The sequence below is a fragment of the Herbaspirillum sp. FG34 genome, from assembly GCF_057809315.1.
On record NZ_JBMDJS010000010.1, the window covers coordinates 1 to 20,075 of the forward strand.

Genomic DNA, 20,075 nt, shown 5'->3' on the forward strand with positions numbered 1-20,075 from the left:
CCCCCGGCGCTCCGTTCCGACCGGAGAAAGATAGGCATTAAGCTAGAGCGCAGAAAAGCATTCCGTGCAGACTACCCCAAACCTAAAAACCACCGCCGAACTAAAAAAGTACCGCCAAAAATTAAATCAGCGCTCCGAAAAAGGATGCGTCTTCTTCCAATGTTCAGCAATATCGATGCGTCGGCAAATCCAGACCTTGTCGTGTGACTGCACGTAATCGAGGAAGCGTTGGAGAGCACGGAATCGTCCGGGTCGTCCGAGCAGGCGGCAGTGCATCCCGATGGATAGCATCTTCGGAGCCTCTTCACCCTCTTCATAGAGCACGTCGAAACTATCCTTCAGGTACTGGTAGAAGTGCTCGCTGGTGTTGAAACCTTGCGGCGTAGCAAACCGCATGTCATTGGAGTCCAGCGTATAAGGCACCACCAGATGCGGCACCTTCACGTCGGCACTGGTTTCCACCTCCATCCAGAACGGCAGATCATCCCCGTAATAATCCGAGTCATACGCAAAGCCACCGTGTTCCACCACCAGCTGCCGCGTATTGGGCGAATCCCGCCCCGTATACCAGCCCAGCGGCGCGCTCCCGGTGAGCTCACGGAAAATCTGCACCGCCTCCTGCATATGCGCCCGCTCGGTCTCAATATCCATGTTCTGATAATGAATCCACTTCAAGCCATGGCAAGCGATCTCATGCCCCAATTCCTGGAACGCCTGGGTCACATCAGGCGAACGCTGCAAGGCCGTGGCCACGCCAAAGATCGTCATCGGCAGACCACGCTTCTCGAACTCGCGCAGGATACGCCACACCCCCACCCGCGACCCATATTCGTAAATCGATTCCATCGACATGTGCCGCGCCGGATAAGCCGCCGCCCCCACGATCTCGGAAAGGAATTGCTCCGACGCAGGATCACCGTGCAGCACGCAATTTTCGCCGCCCTCTTCATAGTTCAGCACGAATTGCAAAGCCACCCGCGCCTGGCCAGGCCAGCGCGCATGCGGCGGGTTGCGGCCATAACCGGCCAGGTCGCGAGGATAAGTTTGTTGCTGTGACATAAGTTCTTCGTTTGGCTGTCAAGAAAAGAAATCGCAGCGCCGGACAACAGCACCGCATGGAAAATCAGACACGGGCAAAACCGCTGAGCAATCCATGATAAGCCTTGGGCAAGGGCCGCGCCCATTCACCACCCTTGGCCGTGCCCAACCCCAGTGCCACCAGCGACTCCGCCAGCTTGACCGCTGCGGTCACGCCATCGATCACCGGCGCACCAATGTCGCGGCCAATGGCCGCACACAGGTCTGCCATGCCGGCACAGCCCAGCACGATGGCCTCGGCCCCGTCCTCGGCCAGCGCCCGCCGACACTCCTCGATAATGCGCGCCCGCGCATCGGACGCCGGATTCTCCAGCTCCAGCACCGCAATCTCGCAGGCCCGCACGTTACGGCAAAAACGCTGCATGCCGTAACGCTCGGCCAGATGCCAGGCCATGCCGCTGGTGCGCGCCAGCGTGGTCACCACCGAGAAGGAGGGCGCGACCAGGCTGGCCATGTGCATCGCCGCTTCCGCAATCCCGATCACCGGTCCCCGCGCCAGCTCACGCGCCGCTGACAAACCAGGATCGCCGAAACAGGCAATCACGTAGGCATCCACGCCCTCGCGCTCACCCCGCTCGATTTCCTCCAGCAGCCCCGGCACGGCCAGCGCCTCGTCATAGTGGCTCTCGATCGAGGCCGGTCCCATCTGCGGACTCACGCCCATGATCTCGGTGCCGGGGGCCGCCACCTGGCGGGCACAGGCCGTCATGGCCTCGGTCATGCTCATGGTGGTGTTGGGATTGATCAGCTTGATGCGCATGCTTGTTCCTCGATGCAATGAAGTCCAGGTCAGCGATGCTCAGCGCTTGCGCGCGAACATCAGGTAAAACACCGCGCCCAGCGCCGCACCGATGAACCAGGAGAAGTCCGCTGCTTTACGCAGCTGCGGCAGCATCACGCAGGCCACGCAGACGGCAGCGGCCAGCACCAGCGCCTTGACCGCATCACGGTTGACGCCATTGGTGTACCAGTAGCGGCCTTCAGGACGCATGGTGTAGAGATCCTCGACCTTCACCTGACGCTGCTTGACCAGGTAGTAGTCCGACAGCAGGATGCCGTACAGCGGGCCAATGAAGCCCCCCAGCACATCGAGCGTGTAATGGATCACTTCCGGGTTGCCGAACAGGTTCCAGGGCGTGATGAAGATCGACGCGGTGGCCGCGATCATGCCGCCGGCACGCCAGCTGATGCGGCTGGGCGAGAGATTGGAAAAGTCGAACGCCGCCGAGACGAAATTGGCCACGATGTTGATGCCAATGGTGGCCGTCAGGAAGGTCAGCGCGCCAATCACCGCTGCCGTGGTGCTGTCGATGCGCGAGACCGTTTCCACCGGGTCGGTGATCAGTTCACCGAACACGGCAATGGTGGCCGAAGTGGTCACCACCGTTACTATCGAGAACGCCAGGAAGTTGACCGGCAGGCCCCAGAAGTTGCCGCGCTTCACATCGGCGAAAGTATGGCAGTAGCGGGAGAAGTCGCCGAAGTTGAGCATCGGCCCCGAGAAATAGGACACCACCAGCGAGATGGCCGTAATCATCACCGAGACTGCCGCCCAGCCGCTGTACTTGATCTCGCCCAGGTTCAGGCCGACGTTCTGCCAGCCAGCCTTGTAGATCATCCAGCCGGCCAGGATGAACATGACCACATAGACCGCCGGACCGGCAAAGTCGATGAACTTCTTGATGGTCTCCATGCCGTTCCAGAACACCAGCGCCTGCAGTACCCACAGCAGCAGGAAGCCGCCCCAGCCGAGCGTAGAGAGACCGGCGAAGGAATGCACGTGAACATCGGCATAGGGCTTCAGTTCAGGGAAGAACTTCAGCACCACCACCACGAAGGCGGCCGAGGCCAGGTAGGTCTGGATGCCGTACCAGGCCACCGCGATCAGGCCGCGGATCATGGCAGGGACGTTGGCACCCAGGACGCCAAAGGATAGCCGGCTCATCACCGGATAGGGCACGCCATGCGCCTGGCTGGGACGCGCCACCAGATTGCACAGCAGATAGACGATGCTGATGCCGATGAGCAGCGAGATCAGCACCTGCCAGCTGGTCAGGCCCAGTGCGAACAGGCTGCCGGCAAAGACGTAGCCGCCCACGCTGTGCACGTCGGACATCCAGAAGGCAAAGATGTTGTAGGAACCCCAGGTCTGCTTCTTCAGCGGGGCAAGGTCTTCATTGATCAGGCGCGCGTCGTCGGCGCCGGCGATATAGGCGCCGGGTGCAGCGGAGGGGGAAGCATCGGTAGTCATGGCCGGTCTCCATCAAAGAGAAAGGGTGGGGCGAAACGAATCACGCCCGGCCTCAGCCGGGCTGTTCAACGGACTTCCTGCATGCTCTTGTCGGCATGGTGGTGGTCACACGGTCTGTATCGAGCCGCGCGACGTGGCCCTGTTCTGTTTCTCACTTCCTTCTTCCATCTTCCTGACGCTTCCTGTCGGAAAGGTCAGGGTGTGCGCGCCGGCCCGTGGGTCACAGTCCCTTGCCGAGCACGGCGCGCAGATCGAACTGATCATCCGCATCCGGCCGCACCCGGTCCTCGCACAAATGCAAGTGATGTGCCATATGCGACTGGGCAGCGGCAACGTCACCTTTTTCCAGCGCTTCCAGCACGGTCTCGTGTTCATCGAAGGAGCAGGCGTTGTGGCCCGGTGCCTCCGTCTTGGCGATCATCAGCGTGGTGCGCGAGACCAGCTTGCGCAGCGTCTCCACCAGCAGCGCATTGCCGGTCAGCTCCGCCAGCGCCAGGTGGAACTGGGCGGAAAGCCGGATCCAGCGCGGCCGGTCACCGTTGAGGTAACAATCCCGCTCCTCTTCCACCATGCGCCGCAAGCCGGCAATCTGGCGCGTACCGGCCTCGCGCCCGACCTTCTCCAGCACTGCGTGTTCGAGGATGTTGCGCAGCTCGAACATGTCGCGCACCTCGGCATGCGAAGGACTGGCGATGAAGGCGCCACGGTTGGCCTCCAGATCGACCATGCCCTCCGAGGCCAGGCGCGAGAGTACCTTGCGCACCGTGTGGCGGGCCGTATCGTAGATCTGGCACAGGGTCTGCTCGGTCAACTTGGTTCGCGGCGGCAGCCGATGTTCCATGATGGCGTCGTAGATGTCCTGGTACATCCTTTCCTCCACCGCGCCCGTACTTTCGCGCTCGCGCGCACTGGCACGCGCCGGGGCGGCAGGGGAGCGTGCGGTTTTGCTGGCTTTGTTCATGATGCTCATGCTCTGGCTGGAATGACTATCGGGAGGGTCTTGCCGGTCAACAACGAGGCGCATGGATCGTCAACAATCTGAAAAAATATTTGCAACAAAATGGGGCTCATTCTGCACCAAAAAGAGAGGCGTGTGACCCGCTTTGGGTCAGCGCAGGCAAGACTTTCGATGCTGCAGCGCAGCGCCGATAACGCAATCTTCCCTTGTAGCCAATAGTGGAGCCCATGCTGCATGGCGTAATCTTTATTTCAGAAATTGTTGTCAATCTGTGTGTTCGATTGCGGCAAAAATGTGTGGTCAATGGCGCAGGAGGTGCGCCGCAAAACGGCGTCCGGACCGTTGCCAATCCCCACGCACACTCATGCAAGAAGTGTGCTTGACCGTCGGGGATGCGAAAACGCCCGGCGCAGGGCCGGGCGTGGTGATTGACGACGTGGCTTGCTCAGTGGCTGGCGGCGTACTGTTCCAGCTCCTGATGCAGGGTGGTCTTGTCTTCGTCGGAGAGGAAGCAGGCATCGATGCCATTGCGGGCCAGTTGCAGCACCTGCTCGCGCGAGAGGTTCAGCGCGCGGGTGACGGCGTGGTAATTGGCGTTCATGTAGCCGCCGAAGTAGGCCGGGTCGTCGGAGTTGACGGTTACGGCCAGGCCGGCATCGAGCAGGCGTGCCAGGTTGTGTTCGGCCATGTCCTTGACCACGCACAGCTTGAGGTTGGACAGCGGGCACACCGTCAGCGGGGTGCGCTGTTGCGCCAGGCGCTGCATCAGGGCCGGATCTTCCTCGCTGCGCACGCCGTGGTCGATGCGTTCGACGTGCAGCACGTCGAGTGCGCCGATCACGTAGGCGGCCGGACCTTCTTCACCGGCATGGGCCACCAGGCGCAAGCCCAGTTCGCGGCAGCGCGCGTAGACGCGTTCGAACTTCTCCGGCGGGTTGCCGCGTTCGGAAGAATCCAGGCCGATGCCCAGCCACAGGTCGGCGTATTGCTCACGCAGCGGCAGTGCCGCTTCCAGGGTGGCGAAGGCGTCCTCTTCCGAGAGGTGGCGCAGGAAGGACATGATCATGACGCTACCGAAACCATCGCGGCGGCGCGCATCGCGCAGGGCGGCGGCGATGCCGGCGAATACGGTGGCAATGGGAATGCCGCGCTCGGTATGGGTTTGCGGATCGAAGAAGATCTCGGCATGGCGCACGTTGTCGGCTTGCGCACGTGCGATGTAGGCGGCGGTCATGTCGTAGAAGTCCTGCTCGGTGCGCAGCACGTTGGCACCAGCGTAGTACAGATCGAGGAAGGACTGCAGGTCGCTGAAGTTGTAGGCCGCACGCAGGTCCTCTACCGAGGCGTAGGGCAGGGCGACGTTGTTGCGCTGGGCCAGGGCGAACATCAGCTCGGGTTCCAGCGTGCCTTCGATGTGCAGGTGCAGTTCGGTTTTCGGCAGACCGGCGATGAAACCGTCCAGCGCGGCGCCGGTAGCGGAGGAAGAAATGACAGCTGAGCTCATGGAAACGACCCTTCAAAAATGGCAGAAACAGGGAAGGCGTGCGCAGGGAGAGTGTTCCTTGGCACCGCGCGACACCTCGCCGCGCCAGCATAGCCGCCTTCCGGACCCCGCATTATCACGCAAATCGCATACCTGGCTCCACAAAGCCAAAGGCCGTCAGGTCACTGAACCAAATGAGGTGCCATGGGCTCTGAGCAGCAGTGCTGTGCCTCCCGCGGGGCGGGACTTTGGCCGGGATGCAACTAAATCTCGCCAGCATCGGGCCAGCCATGTTTAAATGCTAAGCTTCTTGGGGGAAACGAATGCGCAAGTCGATCACGCAAAGCATGCAGTGGGTCTTGGGTGGCACCGTACTGGCGGCCATGGCGGGCTGTTCCATGATGCCGTGGACGGAGCCCGAGGACCCGACGGTCGTGCCTTACAAGACTGTCCTGAGCGGTTCGTATCAGGGGTTCCTGAAGAACTGGGATGAGCAGCGCCAGCCGGTCTTCTGCGCCCTCATCCGCAGCCGCGCCGACTGGGACCGCTGGATGCAGCCGGCACCGGTGATGGAGGACAAGCGCCCCTTCGGTCCCTCGGCCGATCATTTCGAACGCAAGCAATATCTGGTGGTGGCGCGCAGCATGACCGCTCCGGATGCGGCCGAGCGTCCACACATCTTCACCCCGCTGTCGGTGCGTTTGCGCGATGGCTCCCTGCGCCTGAACTATCTCTACCGCGCACCTGCTTCGGGTGCCTCGTACCGCGTCAAGGACTATCTGATGGTGTCCATTCCCAAGGACCGGTTCACTACGGGGCCGGTGGTGTTTTATGAGAATGACAGCAAGGTGTGTGAAGTGGCACGGTGATATCCCGGCTCTTCTCCAGGGGGAGGCTGCATGCTCCCCGACCAAGAATGAAAAAGCCGAAGGCAAAACATGCCTTCGGCTTTTTTCTGACGATCTTTCGGCTGCCGCTTCAAGCCCCCTGCGTCATCCCGATGAACTGCTGCAATTCCGGCGTCTTGGGATTGCCGAACAATTCTTCCGGCGGTCCGATTTCATGCACCTTGCCCTGGTGCATGAACACCAGGCGGTTGCACACCTCGCGTGCAAAACGCATCTCGTGCGTCACCATCAGCAGCGTCATGCCTTCCTTGGCCAGGCCGCGCATGACGGTGAGCACTTCGTTGACCAGTTCCGGATCCAGCGCCGAAGTGATCTCGTCACATAGCAGCGCCTGAGGATTCATCGACAGCGCACGCGCAATCGCCACGCGCTGCTGCTGGCCGCCGGAGAGTTGATCCGGATAGGCATCGAACTTGTGACCCAGTCCGACCTTCTCCAGATTGGCCTTGGCAATGGCCATGGCCTCGGCTTCGGTCGTGCCCTTGACGATCATCGGCGCAATCATCACGTTGCGACCCACCGAGAGGTGCGGGAACAGGTTGAACTGCTGGAAGATCATGCCGACCTTCAGGCGCAGGTTGCGCAGTTCCAGTTCACTCGCCCCCAGCTTGGCACCGGCCACGCTGATGTTGCCTTCGTCGATGCTCTCCAGGCCGTTGATGCAGCGCAGGAGGGTGGATTTGCCCGAGCCGCTCTTGCCGATGATGGCGATCACTTCACCCGGTTCGACGTCCAGGCTGATGCCTTTGAGGACTTCGTTGTCGCCGAAGCGTTTCTTGACGTTGTCAATGGCGATGAGCGGCATTGTATTTCCTTTCTAAAGACTGGCTGTACTTGGACAGCGGCCAGCAAAGCACGAAGTAGAAGGCACCCACGATGGCAAACACCGTGAAGGGGCGGAAGGTGGCGTTGGTGATGACGGTGCCGGCCTTGGACAATTCGATGAAGCCGATGATGGAGGTCACCGCAGTGGACTTGATGATTTGCACGCCAAATCCCACCGTCGGTGCAATCGCAATGCGGAAAGCCTGCGGCAGCACGATGTAGCGCATCTGCTGGAAGTAACCCATGGCCAGCACCGAGGAGGCTTCCCACTGCCCCTTGGGAATGGCTTCCACGCAGCCGCGCCAGATCTCGGCCAGATAGGAGGCGCTCCAGCACATCAGCGCCAGTCCCGCCGCCAGCCAGGCAGGCACTTCGAGACCGAACAACGCGATGCCGAAGAACATCAGGAACAACTGCATCAGCAGCGGCGTGCCCTGGAACAGTTCGATGTAGAGCCGCGCCGTCATGCGCAGCCAGCTCTGGCGCGAGGTGCGCATGAACAGGATGATCAGGCCCAGCGTGCCGCCGAGCAGAAAGGTGACCAGTGACAGGAGAATGGTCCAGCGCCACGCCAGCATCAGGTTGCGGACGATGTCCCAGGTGGTAAACGAGATCATGCGGACCTCCGGGCAGTGATGAAGTAGTTGCCGATCAGGCGCAGCAGCTGGCGCAGCAGGATGGCCAGCACCAGGTAGAGGGCGGTGGCGACGATGTAGGCTTCGAAGGCGCGGAAGTTGCGGCCCTGGATGTAGTTGGCCGCGAAGGACAATTCTTCCACCGCGATCTGCGAACACACGGCCGAGCCCAGCATGACGATCACCACCTGCGAAGACAGTGCCGGCCAGATCTTCTGCAGCGCCGGACGCAGGATGATGTGGCGGAAGATCTGCCCGCGCGACATCGACAGCGATTGCGCCGCCTCGATCTGTCCGCGCGGAATCGCCTGCACCCCGGCACGAATGATTTCGGTGCTGTAGGCACCCAGGTTGATCACCATGGCCAGGATCGCCGCCGTGATTTCACTGATGTGGATGTCCAGCGAAGGCAGACCGAAGAAGATGAAGAACAACTGCACCAGGAAGGGCGTATTGCGGATGATCTCCACATAGCCGCTGACGATGGGTTTGAGCCAGCCCGGCCCCTGCGTGCGCGCCCAGGCACCGAAGATGCCCACGGCCACGCCCAGCACGCCGCCGATGGCGATGAGCTCGATGGTGGTCGCCACTCCCTTGACGATGACGTCGGTGTAGTCGAGCGTGGAAAGAAAATCGAATTGATAAGCCATGATGTCGTGTCTGCCCTGCCTCGAAAATGCTGCGTTTGCCGGGTTGTCCGCCTGCCTGCTGCCTGGATCAAACTGTATTGCTGCTGTATTGCTGCTGTATTGCGGAGGTATCGCTACTATATTTTTACTGTACTGCTACTGTATTGCTGTCGTGTCGAGACTGTACCGGAGCTCTTTGGCCACTGTATTGCTGCACCCCCCGAGGTGTGCAGCAATACAGCAATACGGCAATACAGCAAATTACAGGCCAGCCGGCAGGGGCAGGCCCAGCCACTTCTGCGAGATGGCGTTGAGGCTGCCATCCTTCTTGGCTTCGGCCAGGATGGCATCGACCTTGTCCTGCAGCTTCTTCTCACCCTTGTTCAGACCGATGAAGCAAGGCGAATCCTTGATCAGGAACTTGGTCTCGGGCTTCTTGGGCGGGTTCTTGGCGATGATGGCGGCAGCCACCACGTTGCCGGTGGCCACCAGCTGCACCTGACCGGAGAGGAAGGAACTGATGGTGCTGTTGTTGTCCTCGTAGCGCTTCACGGTGGCCGAGGCGGGCACGATCTTGGTCAGTTCCAGGTCTTCCACCGAGCCACGGGTCACCGCAATGGTCTTGCCGGCCAGATCGGCTGCACTCTTGACGGGCAGGTCGGCCGGGCCGAAGACACCATTGAAGAAGGGAGCATAGGCAGTGCTGAAGTCGATCACCTTTTCACGCTCGGCATTCTTGCCCATGCTGGAGATGACCAGGTCGACCTTTTTGGTGGTCAGGTAGGGAATGCGGTTGGCGCTGGAGACCGGGATCAGTTCGACCTTCACGCCCATCTTCTTGGCGATCAGGGTGGCCACGTCAATGTCGAGACCCTGCGGCTTGAGGTCGCTGTCGACCGAGCCGAACGGCGGGAAGTCCGCCGGCACCGCCACGCGCAGCGTGCCGTGCTTCTGGATATCGTCCAGGGCGTCGGCACGGGCGGCCGAAGCGGAGAACATCATGGCGCCGGCCATCAGGCCGAGCAGGAGTTTGGTCAGTTTCATAGCAGTTTCCCTTGGTTGACTACGTTGATGAGTGGCCCGTGCGATGCGCTGGCTAAGGCCGTTTGTTTTCCTGACGCGTTGGTCCGCTCTCGCCGGCGGCCCCCTGCCGCGAGACGGACGCCAGCGCCTGCCGCAGCGGTTCCAGCGGATCGCTGCTGCGCACCTGGGTGAGCCCTGATTCCACGTGTTGCAGGTGGTCCTGCATCAGTTGCTCCGCCTGTTCCAGATCGCCGCGCTCCAGCGCCTGGACGATCAATACATGTTCCGAACACGAATCCTCGGCCTGTTCCGACGACTGGTGCAGCATGGCCGTGAGCGTGGTGCGTGCGGTCAGGTCGCGCAGCGTCTCCGACAGCAGCGAGTTGCCCAGGCATTCGCACAGGCAGACATGGAAGTCGCCCAGCAGATAACTGCGTGCTCCCACGTCGGCCCCGGCAATGGCGGCCTCCTCGCGTGCAATGTGATCGCGCAGCTGGCCGATGGCCTGGGCACTGATGGGGCGCACACGCGCCTGGCGCAGCAGGCCCAGCTCGATCACGCGGCGCGCCTCGAAGGCTTCACGCGCCTGTTCGGCAGTCGGCTCGATGACGAACCAGCCGCGCCGCGCACTGACGGTGACGATGCCGCGCGCCATGAGCCGGGTCAGCGCTTCGCGTACCTGGGTGCGCGAGACGCTGAACAGGTCGGCCAGTTGCTGTTCGCCCAACCGGGTCCCCGGCGCCAGTTGCTTGGCGAGGATGGCCTCGGTGATGCGGACCGCAATCTGCGACGACGACTTGGCGGAAGGATCGATGCTCATGAGCTCTCATCAGCAAGTTGTGTGCCACGCTGATATACAAGATTGGCATACAACAAGCCGCGACGATTATTGGCGGCCAGAGGTCGATGTGGCAAGGGTTTGCGGCAGGTGTGGCAGCGTGGTCACGATGGCGTCGACGGCGCTGATGCGGTGCGGCAACACTCAAATGAAGGTTCAGGCATCGCTATTGCCTGCTTTTGGTGCGCCTGACCCCATTTCAGGCGGGCGCTGGCTGCCCCGCTTTTGTGCAGCGCGTTAGCTGATATGAAGGAAGTTGTCTGTTTTTGGCAGTGAATGGTGGCCCGGTCATCGCGGCAGTTCCCGGGCCTGCCATTTTTTCCACCGGCGGTGCATGCGCGCATGCCCGTCCTTGACCTGGCCGGCCAGGTAGCCCCGCGCGTAGGCGATGCTGGGTGCCAGGCGCGCCTGCTTCTGCTGCAGTTGCTGCAGCAGGGCATCGGCCACCACCAGGTCGTTGTGCAGTCCCAACTGTTCCTGCAGGCGCGACAGGGCCTTCAGGTAGGGCCGACTGCTCTTCTCCCCATACAGGGCCTGGAAGAATTCGATGTCATAGCGCATCTTCTTGGCCGCGATGCGGGTGCGGTGCCGGGCACGGTCGTTTTCTTCAAGATGTGCGCCGCGCTTGTTGAGTCGCTTTTCATCCCGTCGCAGCATCTGCCGCGCAAAACGCGAGAGTGTTTGTGCCAGGGCTTCCTGGGCGTCCTCATCGCGACCATCACGCCAGCCCGCCAGCAGCAGCCAGCGGCTGAACTGCAAGACCAGTGCGGTATAGCGCGGGGAGGCCACGGCTTGTACGGCATGCGCATGTTCCTTGCCGGCCTCCACCAGCGCCGCGTGGCGCACCCTTTCCAGATCGATGGCGCCGATGGCCTGCGGGGGCAGCTTGCCCAGCGTCTGGGTCGCCAGCACATCCCAGTCGCGCGCGTGGCCGATGGCTTGCGACACCCACTCGAATTCGGTCGCCAGGGAGGCCGGCAGAGCGATCACCTCATCAAACAGGGTGAAGGCCGAACGCAGGCGGCGCAGGCCCACGCGCATCTGGTGCAGGCGTTCGATATCGTGGCTGTCCTGGTCGGCGATGTCGTTGGCCTGGATCTGCTCCACACAATTGCTGAGCACGGCCAGGAAGGCCTGCTCCACCGTCATCTTGCGCGCCAGTCGCAGCGGCCTGGCGTGGCTGGCGGAGGAAACGGCGGCAAGGCCGTTCTGTTTGCGGATCGCCTGGTGGAACAGGCCATAGCCGCGCTGCGCCTTGCTCTGGATGCCGATGCGCAGCGGCAGGTCCTGCAGCAGTTGCAGGGCGAAGTCGAACAGGGCGCGGGCATTGCCCTCTTTGAGTTCGAGTTCGATCTCGCAGACCTGCGCCTTGAGGTCGCCGTGTTCCACCGTACCCTGGTCGAGCACGCATTCGACCTGTGTGCCCTCGTCCAGCACCAGGTCCCACACCATGCGCTGGATGCGGGTACTGAAGATGGGCGTGAGCTGCGCGGCGGTGCGCTCGGAGAAGATCTTCCTGGCCCAGTCCTCGTCGGAAGCGACCAGGTCGCGCAGCACCGGAAGGTCAGGCGCTTCACCTTCCACCAACGACTCCCATTCATTGCGCTGGTGCAGGCCGCCATGGACGCCACCGCCGGCCTTGAGGGTTTGAACAAATTCATTTCCGGTCCGACGCACCCGCAGGCCGGCCTCGTTCTGGCGCAGCAGCAGGTCCGGCGTATCGAAGTAGGTACCGGTCTGGTCCTTGATGCGTGGTGCGGCCTGGGCATGGCGCTTGATCAGCGGATGACGGATGAAGGCCTTGGTGTGCTCGGGGGCGAGCAAGAGTTTCAGTTCGGTTTCCATGAGGCTTGCCGTATCGGTTGGAAGTAGGGCGCCGTCGGACTGAGTGGCGGCACAGCGTTTGAGCGGGCAAGTGGCGCCTGGCGTTGCGCCATGTAGCGCGCGGGTGGTTTGCCCAGGGTTTTCCGGAACATGGTGATGAAAGCGCTCACCGAGTCATAGCCGAGATCCTGCGAAACACGCTGCACCGAGCGCCCCGAGGCCAGCCATTGCAGGGCCAGCATCAGGTGGATCTGGCGCCGCCAGCGGCCAAAGCTCATGCCGGTCTCGGCCTGTACGAAACGCGCGAAGCTGCGCTCGCTCATCGCATGGCGCTGGCCCCATTCGGCCACCGTGCTGCGATCGGCCGGATGCTCGGCCAGGTGACGCGCAATGGCGCGCAGGCGCGAATGCTGTGGCACCGGCAGGTGCAGGGGCAGGGCGTGACGCTGGCTGTGTTCCAGTTCTTCCACCAGCACCGCCGCCAGGCGGGCGGTGCGCTCGTGCGGGGCGTAGTCCTGGCGCTGCTCGGCCAGGTGACAGATCATCTGCACCAGCAGGGGCGTGAGTGCCAGAGTACAGCACTGGTCCGGCATGCTGGCCGCCTGGGGCGCGATGAAGAGGAAGCACAGCTGCCCGTCCAGGGTGACCCGGTTGCTGTGCGGCATGCCCGGCGGAATCCAGACCGCCGATTGCGGCGGCACGATCCACAGGCCCAGGGCCGTCTCGCAGGTGACCGCACCATGCAGGGCCACCACCAGCTGGCCCTTGCGATGACTGTGGAAGGGCGTCTCGCGCTCATGCTGGCAGGTATGCACGCGCAGAGCCGTGACCGGCGCATCGAGACGGTCCGGATCATGGTCGATCAGGCTGGCGTAGAGAGTGGCCATGGTGAGCGGGGGGGTGACCGTTTTTAGCAATAAGCTGGCATTGTAGCCAAATACGTGCAAGCGGCGATTGGCTAAGCTGGGTGCTCCCTGCTTTCGATCACTCTTTCTGCTTTCTTCAGGCCGGCCATGCACGCTACGCACCCCCCTCACGTTCGCCCCGTTCATCGTGGTCTCTGGCTCATTGCCGGCATCCTGCTCATCGCCGCCAACCTGCGCGCCCCGGTCACTGCCGTCGGGCCGGTGATGGGATTGTTGCAGCAGACCTTTGCCCTTTCAGCGGGTGCGGCAGGGCTGATGCTGACCTTGCCGCTGCTGTGTTTCGCCCTGGTGTCGCCCATGGCTGCCCGCGTGGCGCGCGCCCTGGGACTGGAACGCACGCTGTTACTGGCCCTGCTGCTGATCGCGGGCGGCATCGTGCTGCGCTCTTCCGGATCGCTATTGGCCCTGCTGGCGGGCACCTGCATCATCGGTTGCGGCATTGCGGGTGGCAATGTGCTCTTGCCCAGCCTGCTCAAGCGTGACTTCCCCGATGACCTTACCCGGATGACGGCCATCTATGCGCTGACCATGGGCGCTGCCTCGGCGCTGGGCTCGGTCTGCGCGGTACCGTTGGCAGCCGGTCTGGGCTGGGCGTGGGCACTGGCCGCGTTCATCGCGCTGCCCGCACTGGCGATACTGGTCTGGCTGCCGCAATTGCGGCGTGATACGCGCCCGGCCACCGCTTCGATGCGAAGCGCGTCGATGTGGCGCCAGCCGCTGGCGTGGCAGGTCACGTTTTTTCTGGGCAGCAATTCGCTGGTGTATTACGTGGTGACGGCGTGGCTGCCCTCCATTCTCGCGGCCAACGGCCACAGTGCGGTGGAAGCGGGCAACCTGCACGGCCTGATGCAGCTGGCGTCGGCGTTGCCGGGAGTGTTGCTGGTCCCGCTGGGGCCGCGCATCGGCGATCATCGTCCGGTCGCCGTCGGCATGTCTGCCGCCACCGTCCTCAGCCTGGTCGGCCTGATGGCCTGGCCGCAGGCGTCCATCGTGTGGGTACCGCTGTTCGGATTCGGCACGGGGGCGGTGCTGATCCTGGGGCTGGCCTTCGTCGGCACGCGGGTATCGACGCCGCCGCAGGCCGCCGCGCTGTCGGCCATGGCGCAGAGTGTAGGCTATCTGCTGGCAGCAGCCGGGCCCATTCTTATGGGGCGGCTGCATGATGCCAGCGGGGGATGGACGCCGGTGCTGGCCCTGTGCGCGGGCGGGGCGGTGTGCATGGGCGTGCTGGGCTGGCTGGCGGGGCGGCCGGGGAGGGTGATCGGGGCGCAGGTGTAGAGGGTCGCTACGCGACTGGAAAAAGTCGGCGGCTTCGCCGATGATGGCGGCTGCATCGTGAACGGGTGACCTGATGGTCGCTGGTTCCTGGCCTTCCTGATCTGCGACGACTTGCTGGTAATGCCCACCATGATTGATTCTTTATTTTCTCCGGTAGACCTGTATTGCGAACGGATCGGTACTGCTTTCTGGGCGGAACCCGTGAACGCGATTTCCAATATTGCCTTCCTGCTGGCGGCGTATTTCCTGTGGTGCCTGCCACTGCCACTGCCGCAGGACCGCAGCACGATGGTGATGTCGCGGCTACTCACGCTGATGGTGGCCGTGATCGGTGTGGGCAGTTTTCTTTTCCACACCTTTGCACAGCGCTGGGCCTTGTTTGCCGATGTCATTCCCATTTCCATTTATCAGGTGTTGTTCCTGGCCTTCTACGTACGCAAGGTGGCGCGCTGCAATTGGGCTGTGACGATGGGCTGGGTGCTGTTTTTCCTTGTGCTCACCTATGGCGTCGGCATGCTGCCGCAACAGTGGCTCAATGGATCGGTGGCATCCTATGGATCGGCCTGGCTGTTCATCGGCGGACTCGGTCTGTATCACTGGCGCACGGGCAGGCATGAGCCCATGAGCCTGTTGCTGGCGGCGAGCTTGTTCACGCTGTCGCTGGTGTTGCGGTCCATGGATATGGCGGTGTGCCCGACCATGAGCATCGGGACGCACATGTTCTGGCATGTGTTGAATGGGCTCGTGCTGTATCTGAGCACGCGGGCATTCATGCTGCAGGCAGGCTGCCAGCCCAGGTAACCAGGGCCGTCATTTCCGTCTGTATCGCACCGTGTTTTTTGCGTGGTCTTTGGTCATTCTTTTGTCAGTATCAGATGCGAGCATGAAAGCGAAAGGAGCTCGCATGTATCGCAAAAGGAAGACGCAATCCTGGCTCAGTGAAGAGACCACTCCTGCTGAAAGAACGGAAGCGTGGCAAGCTGCACTGCGCCGTTCCTATCGCCACTGGACGCTGACCAAGCCCCTTGCTCCCGGCTTTCGCGCCCACCTCGTCAGACACGAATTCAGTGAGATCGTACTCATCAATACGATCTGTGATCCATGCGAGGGAGAACGCGATTACCAAACGATCAAAAGGGATGACGAATTGTATATCGGTATCCAGCTTGCGGAGAGTGGCGCCGAGCGTTTCCACTCCACCGATCAGCGTCTGGAAGTGGGCGCAGGTGACCTGATCGTATGGAGCACGGCCAATGCCACGCGATTCGAGGTGACCGCGACCTTGCACAAGGTGACGCTGATGCTGCCCTGGCGTCTGTTGAGAGAACGTTTTCCCGAGCACAAGGAACCGCCCGCGGTCGGGTTGCGCGACGGACGTCGTGGTATCGGTTATCTGCTGGTCAATCAGATGCGCGCAATGGCTAGCGAAATCCTGCATCTGGACCCTCATGTGGTCGGTGCCGCCAGTCGTTCACTGCTCGAACTGGTCAATGCCATGCTGCATCAGGATACCCGTGCCGCCTTGGATAATGCGTCCGTCAAACTGCAATTGATTCAGGAATACATTCTTCGCCATCTTCATGATGAGGCGCTCAATCCGGGCGCCATCGCAGCGGCGCATCAAATTTCCGTACGCCACCTGCATTCTCTTTTTCAGCATGAAGACGTCGCAGTCTCTCGCTTCATCCTGCAGAGGCGTCTGGAAGCCTGCAGGAAAATGCTGTGCGATCCCGCTTTCAATCATTTGCACATCTCGGAAATCGCCTACAGCAAGGGCTTTTCTTCCATCAGCCATTTTTGCAGGGTGTTCAAGGCAACTTTCGGACAGACACCCAATGAAGTTCGCCGGCTGGTGGCCAGCCGGATGACCCGACGATAGTGTGTCGGCGCGGAGAATTTATAGTGATCTCGTGATACGACTGCGCTGTCAGTCAATGCTGATGCGCTCTCAGGCAAGGACCAGATTCCTTGGCTGATACCTTGTCCGGGGGCTACTCACCTTGAAGCGCGGGTCTTGCCGTGCAGCCCGCAAAGATTGACCAGTACCGCCTTTGTTCTGTGCCGCTCTTGCCGCTTCTGGCAGGACCGCAGTGGACAGGAATGCGTCTTCGCTGTGCCAGCCATGCGCGCATGGTATCGCTCGCCTGTCTCAAGTGATTCAGTCCCGATTTATCCATCAATCAATAATTCGGGGGTAGTGTGAAAAAAATTCGTGATCTCAAGATCGCCAAGAAACTCGTCATCTCATTCAGTCTGATCTTGTTGTTGACGATGAGCATCGGTTTGTTTTCGATTTGGCAGCTGCATCGAGTCAATGCGTCGGCCAACGAACTGGCGAGCAACTGGCTTCCCAGCATCAAGACCCTGGGAGACATCAAGCTGTTGCTGGCGAGATTGCGCAGCAATGAAGCGCAAATGATCATCTATGCAGGGGACCGCGTTCAGACCGAGGTGCTCACCAAGCGGACATCGGAGTTGCTCAGTGATCTCAAGACGACGCTGGAGACCTATGAGAAGCAGATCTCCGAGCCTGAAGAGAAGTCCATTTATCCGGAGGCGAGTCTGCGGATCAAGCGACTGCTGCAGTACCACTTTGCATTGATGGCGGCGCTGGAAGGTGGTCGCATCAACGAGGCGACGTCAATCTTTACGGGCGATTCCTCGGATATCTACTTCTCCCTGCTCAAGGACATTGCTACGCTGGCCGATGTCAATCAGCGAGGTGGAGATCAGTCAGCCGCCGACACGAGTCGCATCTACGGGCAGTCTCAGAGTTTGATCTGTTATGCGTTGGTGACCGCCCTGTTGCTGGGAGGCGGACTTGCGGTGATGGTCGCGCGGGCCATCGCCCAGCCGCTCAGGCTGGCGGCCCGGATCGCCAATACCGTGGCTTCGGGCGACCTGTGTACCGAGATCGCGCTGGTTGGCAACGACGAGACGGGTGAGGTCATTGCCGCTTTGCGGCACATGAATGAAAATCTTCGAACGATTCTTCAGGGGGTCAAGTCCGGTGCCGAGAGTGTCGCCACGGCATCACGGCAGATCGCCAGCGGCAACATCGACCTTTCTTCCCGTACCGAGGAACAGGCCAGTTCGCTGCAGCAGACGGCGGCGGCAATGGAGCAGATTACCAGCAGTATCTTGCAAGCCAGTGCCCATTCACGCCAGGCCGATACGCTGGCGGTCAATGCGTCTGCCGTGGCCGGGGAGGCCGGTCAGGTGGTGACGAAGGTGGTCACGACCATGTCGGCCATCAAGCAGGCATCAACGCGTATCGTGGAGATCATCGCCGTCATCGATGGCATCGCATTCCAGACCAATATACTTGCGCTCAATGCTGCGGTGGAGGCGGCCCGTGCCGGTGACGAGGGGAGGGGATTCGCCGTGGTGGCCGCTGAAGTCCGCAATCTGGCGCAACGTTCGGCGACCGCAGCCAGGGAGATCAAGGGGCTGATCGACAATACGGTCGAGCAAGTGAGTGCGGGCAGCTTGCTGGTGCAGCAGGCGGGCAAGACGATGAGCAGCGTGGTTGGTAGCGTGGAGCAGGTCACGGCCATCGTTGCCGAGATTGCGCGCGCCAGCGACGACCAGAGCAAAGGCATTACGGAGATCAATTTTGCCATCGGACAGATGGACGGCGTGACCCAGCAGAATGCCGCCCTGGTGGAGCAAGCCGCGGCGGCCTCACAGGGACTGCAGGACCAGGCCAGTCTGCTGTCCACATTGGTGGGCCGCTTTCAACTTCCTGCCGAGCCGACGTCGGCGGTGGTCTCGTTGGCGGTGGAGGCGCAATGAGTCAGGACAGCCAGCCACCACAGACGCCGCTCTCGCTCGAAGATCTGCGCAAAGTCGTCAGCAGCACGATCAGGCTGGCCGAGGAGCTGGATCGGCTCTGTTCGGCCTTCGAGTCGGTCGCCGGCCAGATCTCCTCACCGACAGCGAACGCGCTGGAGCAAGAGCTTCACGATGTGATAAAGCAGTGTTACGGAGACGTTGCGGATCAGTTCGAATGTCAGACGTGTGTCGATCTTGTCAGAGAGATCGGTGCGGTTCAATTCGTGCAAAAGATATTGTGGAGCGAAGATGTGACGGATATGGCGATTGCCACATCCTTGCAGACAATCGTGCCGCACCTTAACGTGTTGGTCGAGCGATATCCCGACATATTGATGCGCAATGCGCATGGCGCGCTGCTACGGCTAAAGCAGAGCGGGAGCGGTGATTGAGTCTGCAGTCAGGGAGGGCGCCTGCCCGAAGTCAGCCCTTGCCAGCCCGGCTTCGCGTAGCGCGTGTCGCTTCCAATGTTCCCCCCTTGTAAGGCACCCGCCCCGACGGCACCACCACGGCCGCCTTCTGCACATGTCCTTCCTGGTCGTCAAAGAACATGTGCGCGCCGAAGGCCTGCAATACCTCGGCCTTGTTCAGCCCGCCCAGGAAGAAGGCCTCATCGACCGTCACGTTCCAGGTGCGCAGGGTATGGATCACGCGCTGGTGCGCCGGGCTGTTGCGCGCGGTGACGATGGCGATGCGCACCGGACACTGCTTGGGCGGAAACTGTTTCTGGATCGCCGACAAGGCCAGCAGCAGCTTGGCAAACGGACCTTCCTTCATGGCCTTCTTGCGATGGCGCTGCTCGTGCCGCGCAAAAGCCTCCAGCCCCTTCTCCGCAAAGATGCGTTCAGACTCTGCCGAGAACAGCACGGCATCCCCATCGAAGGCGATGCGGATCTGCTTGTCCGGCGCGCTGTAGTCCAGCGGGGCGGCATACAGCTGGGCAGCCGCTACCCCGGCATCAATGGCTTCCTGTACGTCGCCGGTATCGCGCGAGAGGAACAGGTCGATCTTGAAGGCTTGCAGATAGGGCGCAGTCGGCCCGCCCCCGGTGAAGGCGGCGCGGCTGATGTCGAGCTTGTGGGCGGCAATGGCGTTGAAGGCGCGCAGGCCGGTGTCGGGCGTATTGCGCGAGATGACCACCACCTCCACCAGACGACGTTCCGGGATCAGTTCGTTGAGTTGCAGCAGCGCCTTGACCAGCGGGAAGGCCGTGCCGGGTTGCAACGGATCGTTCTCGTGGTCGCGCTGGTATTGCGCATAGGCATCCACGCCCTGCTCGTCGTAGATGGCGTTCTCCACTTCGAGATCGAAGAGGGCGCGCGAAGAAATTCCGATAACGAGCTTGTCCGAGAGATTGTAAGGCATGCGGCACACATCCGTGGCAGGAAAGCCCTGATTGTAGAGCCCCCGGCCCGCCCACGCAGCTTTCGCGCAGATATTCGTATTCTTGATGTCTGGAGCGAACTACTGCATATATCACCTCAATTTCCGTCATCAGGCGACAAAATTTGCCAAACGAGGCTGTTACTCCGCGTAAAGAGAAAAAATCGGATTGCCCAGCTCAA

At 61.6% G+C, this 20,075-nt stretch carries 19 protein-coding genes; 6 read left to right on the plus strand and 13 right to left on the minus strand.

Annotated features, from left to right (window positions below; translation table 11 throughout):
• Nucleotides 1-126: 126 nt before the first annotated feature.
• The 5 genes from puuE to ACODSZ_RS13640 all read right to left on the minus strand — a co-directional run bounded on the left by puuE (nucleotide 127) and on the right by ACODSZ_RS13640 (nucleotide 5,811).
• Nucleotides 127-1,059, minus strand: a complete 933-nt coding sequence (gene puuE, locus ACODSZ_RS13620; RefSeq protein ID WP_008332755.1) for an allantoinase PuuE — start codon at nucleotides 1,057-1,059, stop codon at nucleotides 127-129.
• 64 nt (nucleotides 1,060-1,123) lie between these two features.
• Nucleotides 1,124-1,858 carry an aspartate/glutamate racemase family protein gene (locus ACODSZ_RS13625; RefSeq protein WP_488927801.1) on the minus strand — a complete coding sequence of 245 codons (735 nt, stop codon included), beginning with the start codon at nucleotides 1,856-1,858 and terminating at the stop codon, nucleotides 1,124-1,126.
• Nucleotides 1,859-1,897: 39 nt separating this feature from the next.
• Entirely contained in the window at nucleotides 1,898-3,349 is a 1,452-nt protein-coding gene (locus tag ACODSZ_RS13630; protein ID WP_008332751.1) for an NCS1 family nucleobase:cation symporter-1, read from the minus strand.
• Between the two features lie 220 nt (nucleotides 3,350-3,569).
• Nucleotides 3,570-4,310, minus strand: a complete 741-nt coding sequence (locus ACODSZ_RS13635) for a GntR family transcriptional regulator (RefSeq protein WP_008332749.1) — start codon at nucleotides 4,308-4,310, stop codon at nucleotides 3,570-3,572.
• A 442-nt stretch (nucleotides 4,311-4,752) separates the two neighbouring features.
• Entirely contained in the window at nucleotides 4,753-5,811 is a 1,059-nt protein-coding gene (locus ACODSZ_RS13640; RefSeq protein WP_175344863.1) for an adenosine deaminase, read from the minus strand.
• A gap of 302 nt (nucleotides 5,812-6,113) precedes the next feature.
• Here ACODSZ_RS13640 and ACODSZ_RS13645 point away from each other — a divergent pair, with 302 nt between their 5' ends.
• Nucleotides 6,114-6,659: a hypothetical protein gene (locus tag ACODSZ_RS13645; RefSeq protein ID WP_008332736.1), complete on the plus strand. Its 546-nt coding sequence runs from the start codon at nucleotides 6,114-6,116 to the stop codon at nucleotides 6,657-6,659.
• A 109-nt stretch (nucleotides 6,660-6,768) separates the two neighbouring features.
• Here ACODSZ_RS13645 and ACODSZ_RS13650 read toward each other — a convergent pair whose 3' ends face one another.
• The 7 genes from ACODSZ_RS13650 to ACODSZ_RS13680 all read right to left on the minus strand — a co-directional run bounded on the left by ACODSZ_RS13650 (nucleotide 6,769) and on the right by ACODSZ_RS13680 (nucleotide 13,359).
• A complete protein-coding gene (locus ACODSZ_RS13650; protein WP_008332735.1) occupies nucleotides 6,769-7,503 on the minus strand; it encodes an amino acid ABC transporter ATP-binding protein in 735 nt (244 codons plus the stop codon).
• Nucleotides 7,484-8,140 carry an amino acid ABC transporter permease gene (locus tag ACODSZ_RS13655; RefSeq protein ID WP_488927802.1) on the minus strand — a complete coding sequence of 219 codons (657 nt, stop codon included), beginning with the start codon at nucleotides 8,138-8,140 and terminating at the stop codon, nucleotides 7,484-7,486. Before ACODSZ_RS13655 ends, ACODSZ_RS13650 begins: the two co-directional genes overlap by 20 nt.
• Complete coding sequence (locus ACODSZ_RS13660) at nucleotides 8,137-8,808, minus strand: amino acid ABC transporter permease (protein ID WP_008332733.1); 672 nt, start codon at nucleotides 8,806-8,808, stop codon at nucleotides 8,137-8,139. The genes ACODSZ_RS13655 and ACODSZ_RS13660 overlap by 4 nt, the downstream gene beginning before the upstream one ends.
• A gap of 240 nt (nucleotides 8,809-9,048) precedes the next feature.
• A complete protein-coding gene (locus ACODSZ_RS13665; protein ID WP_008332732.1) occupies nucleotides 9,049-9,831 on the minus strand; it encodes a transporter substrate-binding domain-containing protein in 783 nt (260 codons plus the stop codon).
• A 52-nt stretch (nucleotides 9,832-9,883) separates the two neighbouring features.
• Nucleotides 9,884-10,630, minus strand: a complete 747-nt coding sequence (locus tag ACODSZ_RS13670; protein WP_008332731.1) for a GntR family transcriptional regulator — start codon at nucleotides 10,628-10,630, stop codon at nucleotides 9,884-9,886.
• 306 nt (nucleotides 10,631-10,936) lie between these two features.
• Complete coding sequence (locus ACODSZ_RS13675) at nucleotides 10,937-12,493, minus strand: CYTH and CHAD domain-containing protein (protein WP_488927803.1); 1,557 nt, start codon at nucleotides 12,491-12,493, stop codon at nucleotides 10,937-10,939.
• The gene (locus tag ACODSZ_RS13680; RefSeq protein ID WP_488927804.1) at nucleotides 12,478-13,359 is read right to left on the minus strand and encodes an AraC family transcriptional regulator; all 882 of its coding nucleotides are present in this window, start codon (nucleotides 13,357-13,359) and stop codon (nucleotides 12,478-12,480) included. The genes ACODSZ_RS13675 and ACODSZ_RS13680 overlap by 16 nt, the downstream gene beginning before the upstream one ends.
• A gap of 126 nt (nucleotides 13,360-13,485) precedes the next feature.
• Between ACODSZ_RS13680 and ACODSZ_RS13685 the strand changes: the two genes are divergently transcribed.
• The 5 genes from ACODSZ_RS13685 (at nucleotide 13,486) to ACODSZ_RS13705 (ending at nucleotide 18,902) form a co-directional block, all read left to right on the plus strand.
• On the plus strand, nucleotides 13,486-14,676 hold the full coding sequence (locus ACODSZ_RS13685; protein ID WP_175344867.1) for an MFS transporter: 1,191 nt from the start codon (nucleotides 13,486-13,488) through the stop codon (nucleotides 14,674-14,676).
• 129 nt (nucleotides 14,677-14,805) lie between these two features.
• Nucleotides 14,806-15,477 carry a ceramidase domain-containing protein gene (locus ACODSZ_RS13690; RefSeq protein ID WP_488927805.1) on the plus strand — a complete coding sequence of 224 codons (672 nt, stop codon included), beginning with the start codon at nucleotides 14,806-14,808 and terminating at the stop codon, nucleotides 15,475-15,477.
• Between the two features lie 103 nt (nucleotides 15,478-15,580).
• Nucleotides 15,581-16,555, plus strand: a complete 975-nt coding sequence (locus ACODSZ_RS13695; protein ID WP_488927806.1) for a helix-turn-helix domain-containing protein — start codon at nucleotides 15,581-15,583, stop codon at nucleotides 16,553-16,555.
• Nucleotides 16,556-16,875: 320 nt separating this feature from the next.
• Complete coding sequence (locus ACODSZ_RS13700) at nucleotides 16,876-18,471, plus strand: methyl-accepting chemotaxis protein (RefSeq protein WP_175344869.1); 1,596 nt, start codon at nucleotides 16,876-16,878, stop codon at nucleotides 18,469-18,471.
• Entirely contained in the window at nucleotides 18,468-18,902 is a 435-nt protein-coding gene (locus ACODSZ_RS13705; protein WP_175344870.1) for a hypothetical protein, read from the plus strand. The genes ACODSZ_RS13700 and ACODSZ_RS13705 overlap by 4 nt, the downstream gene beginning before the upstream one ends.
• Nucleotides 18,903-18,933: 31 nt before the next feature.
• Here the strand turns inward: ACODSZ_RS13705 and ACODSZ_RS13710 are convergent, their stop codons facing one another.
• Nucleotides 18,934-19,875 (minus strand): 5'-nucleotidase, encoded by a 942-nt coding sequence (locus ACODSZ_RS13710; protein ID WP_488927807.1) that lies wholly within the window; start codon nucleotides 19,873-19,875, stop codon nucleotides 18,934-18,936.
• Nucleotides 19,876-20,075: the final 200 nt, after the last annotated feature.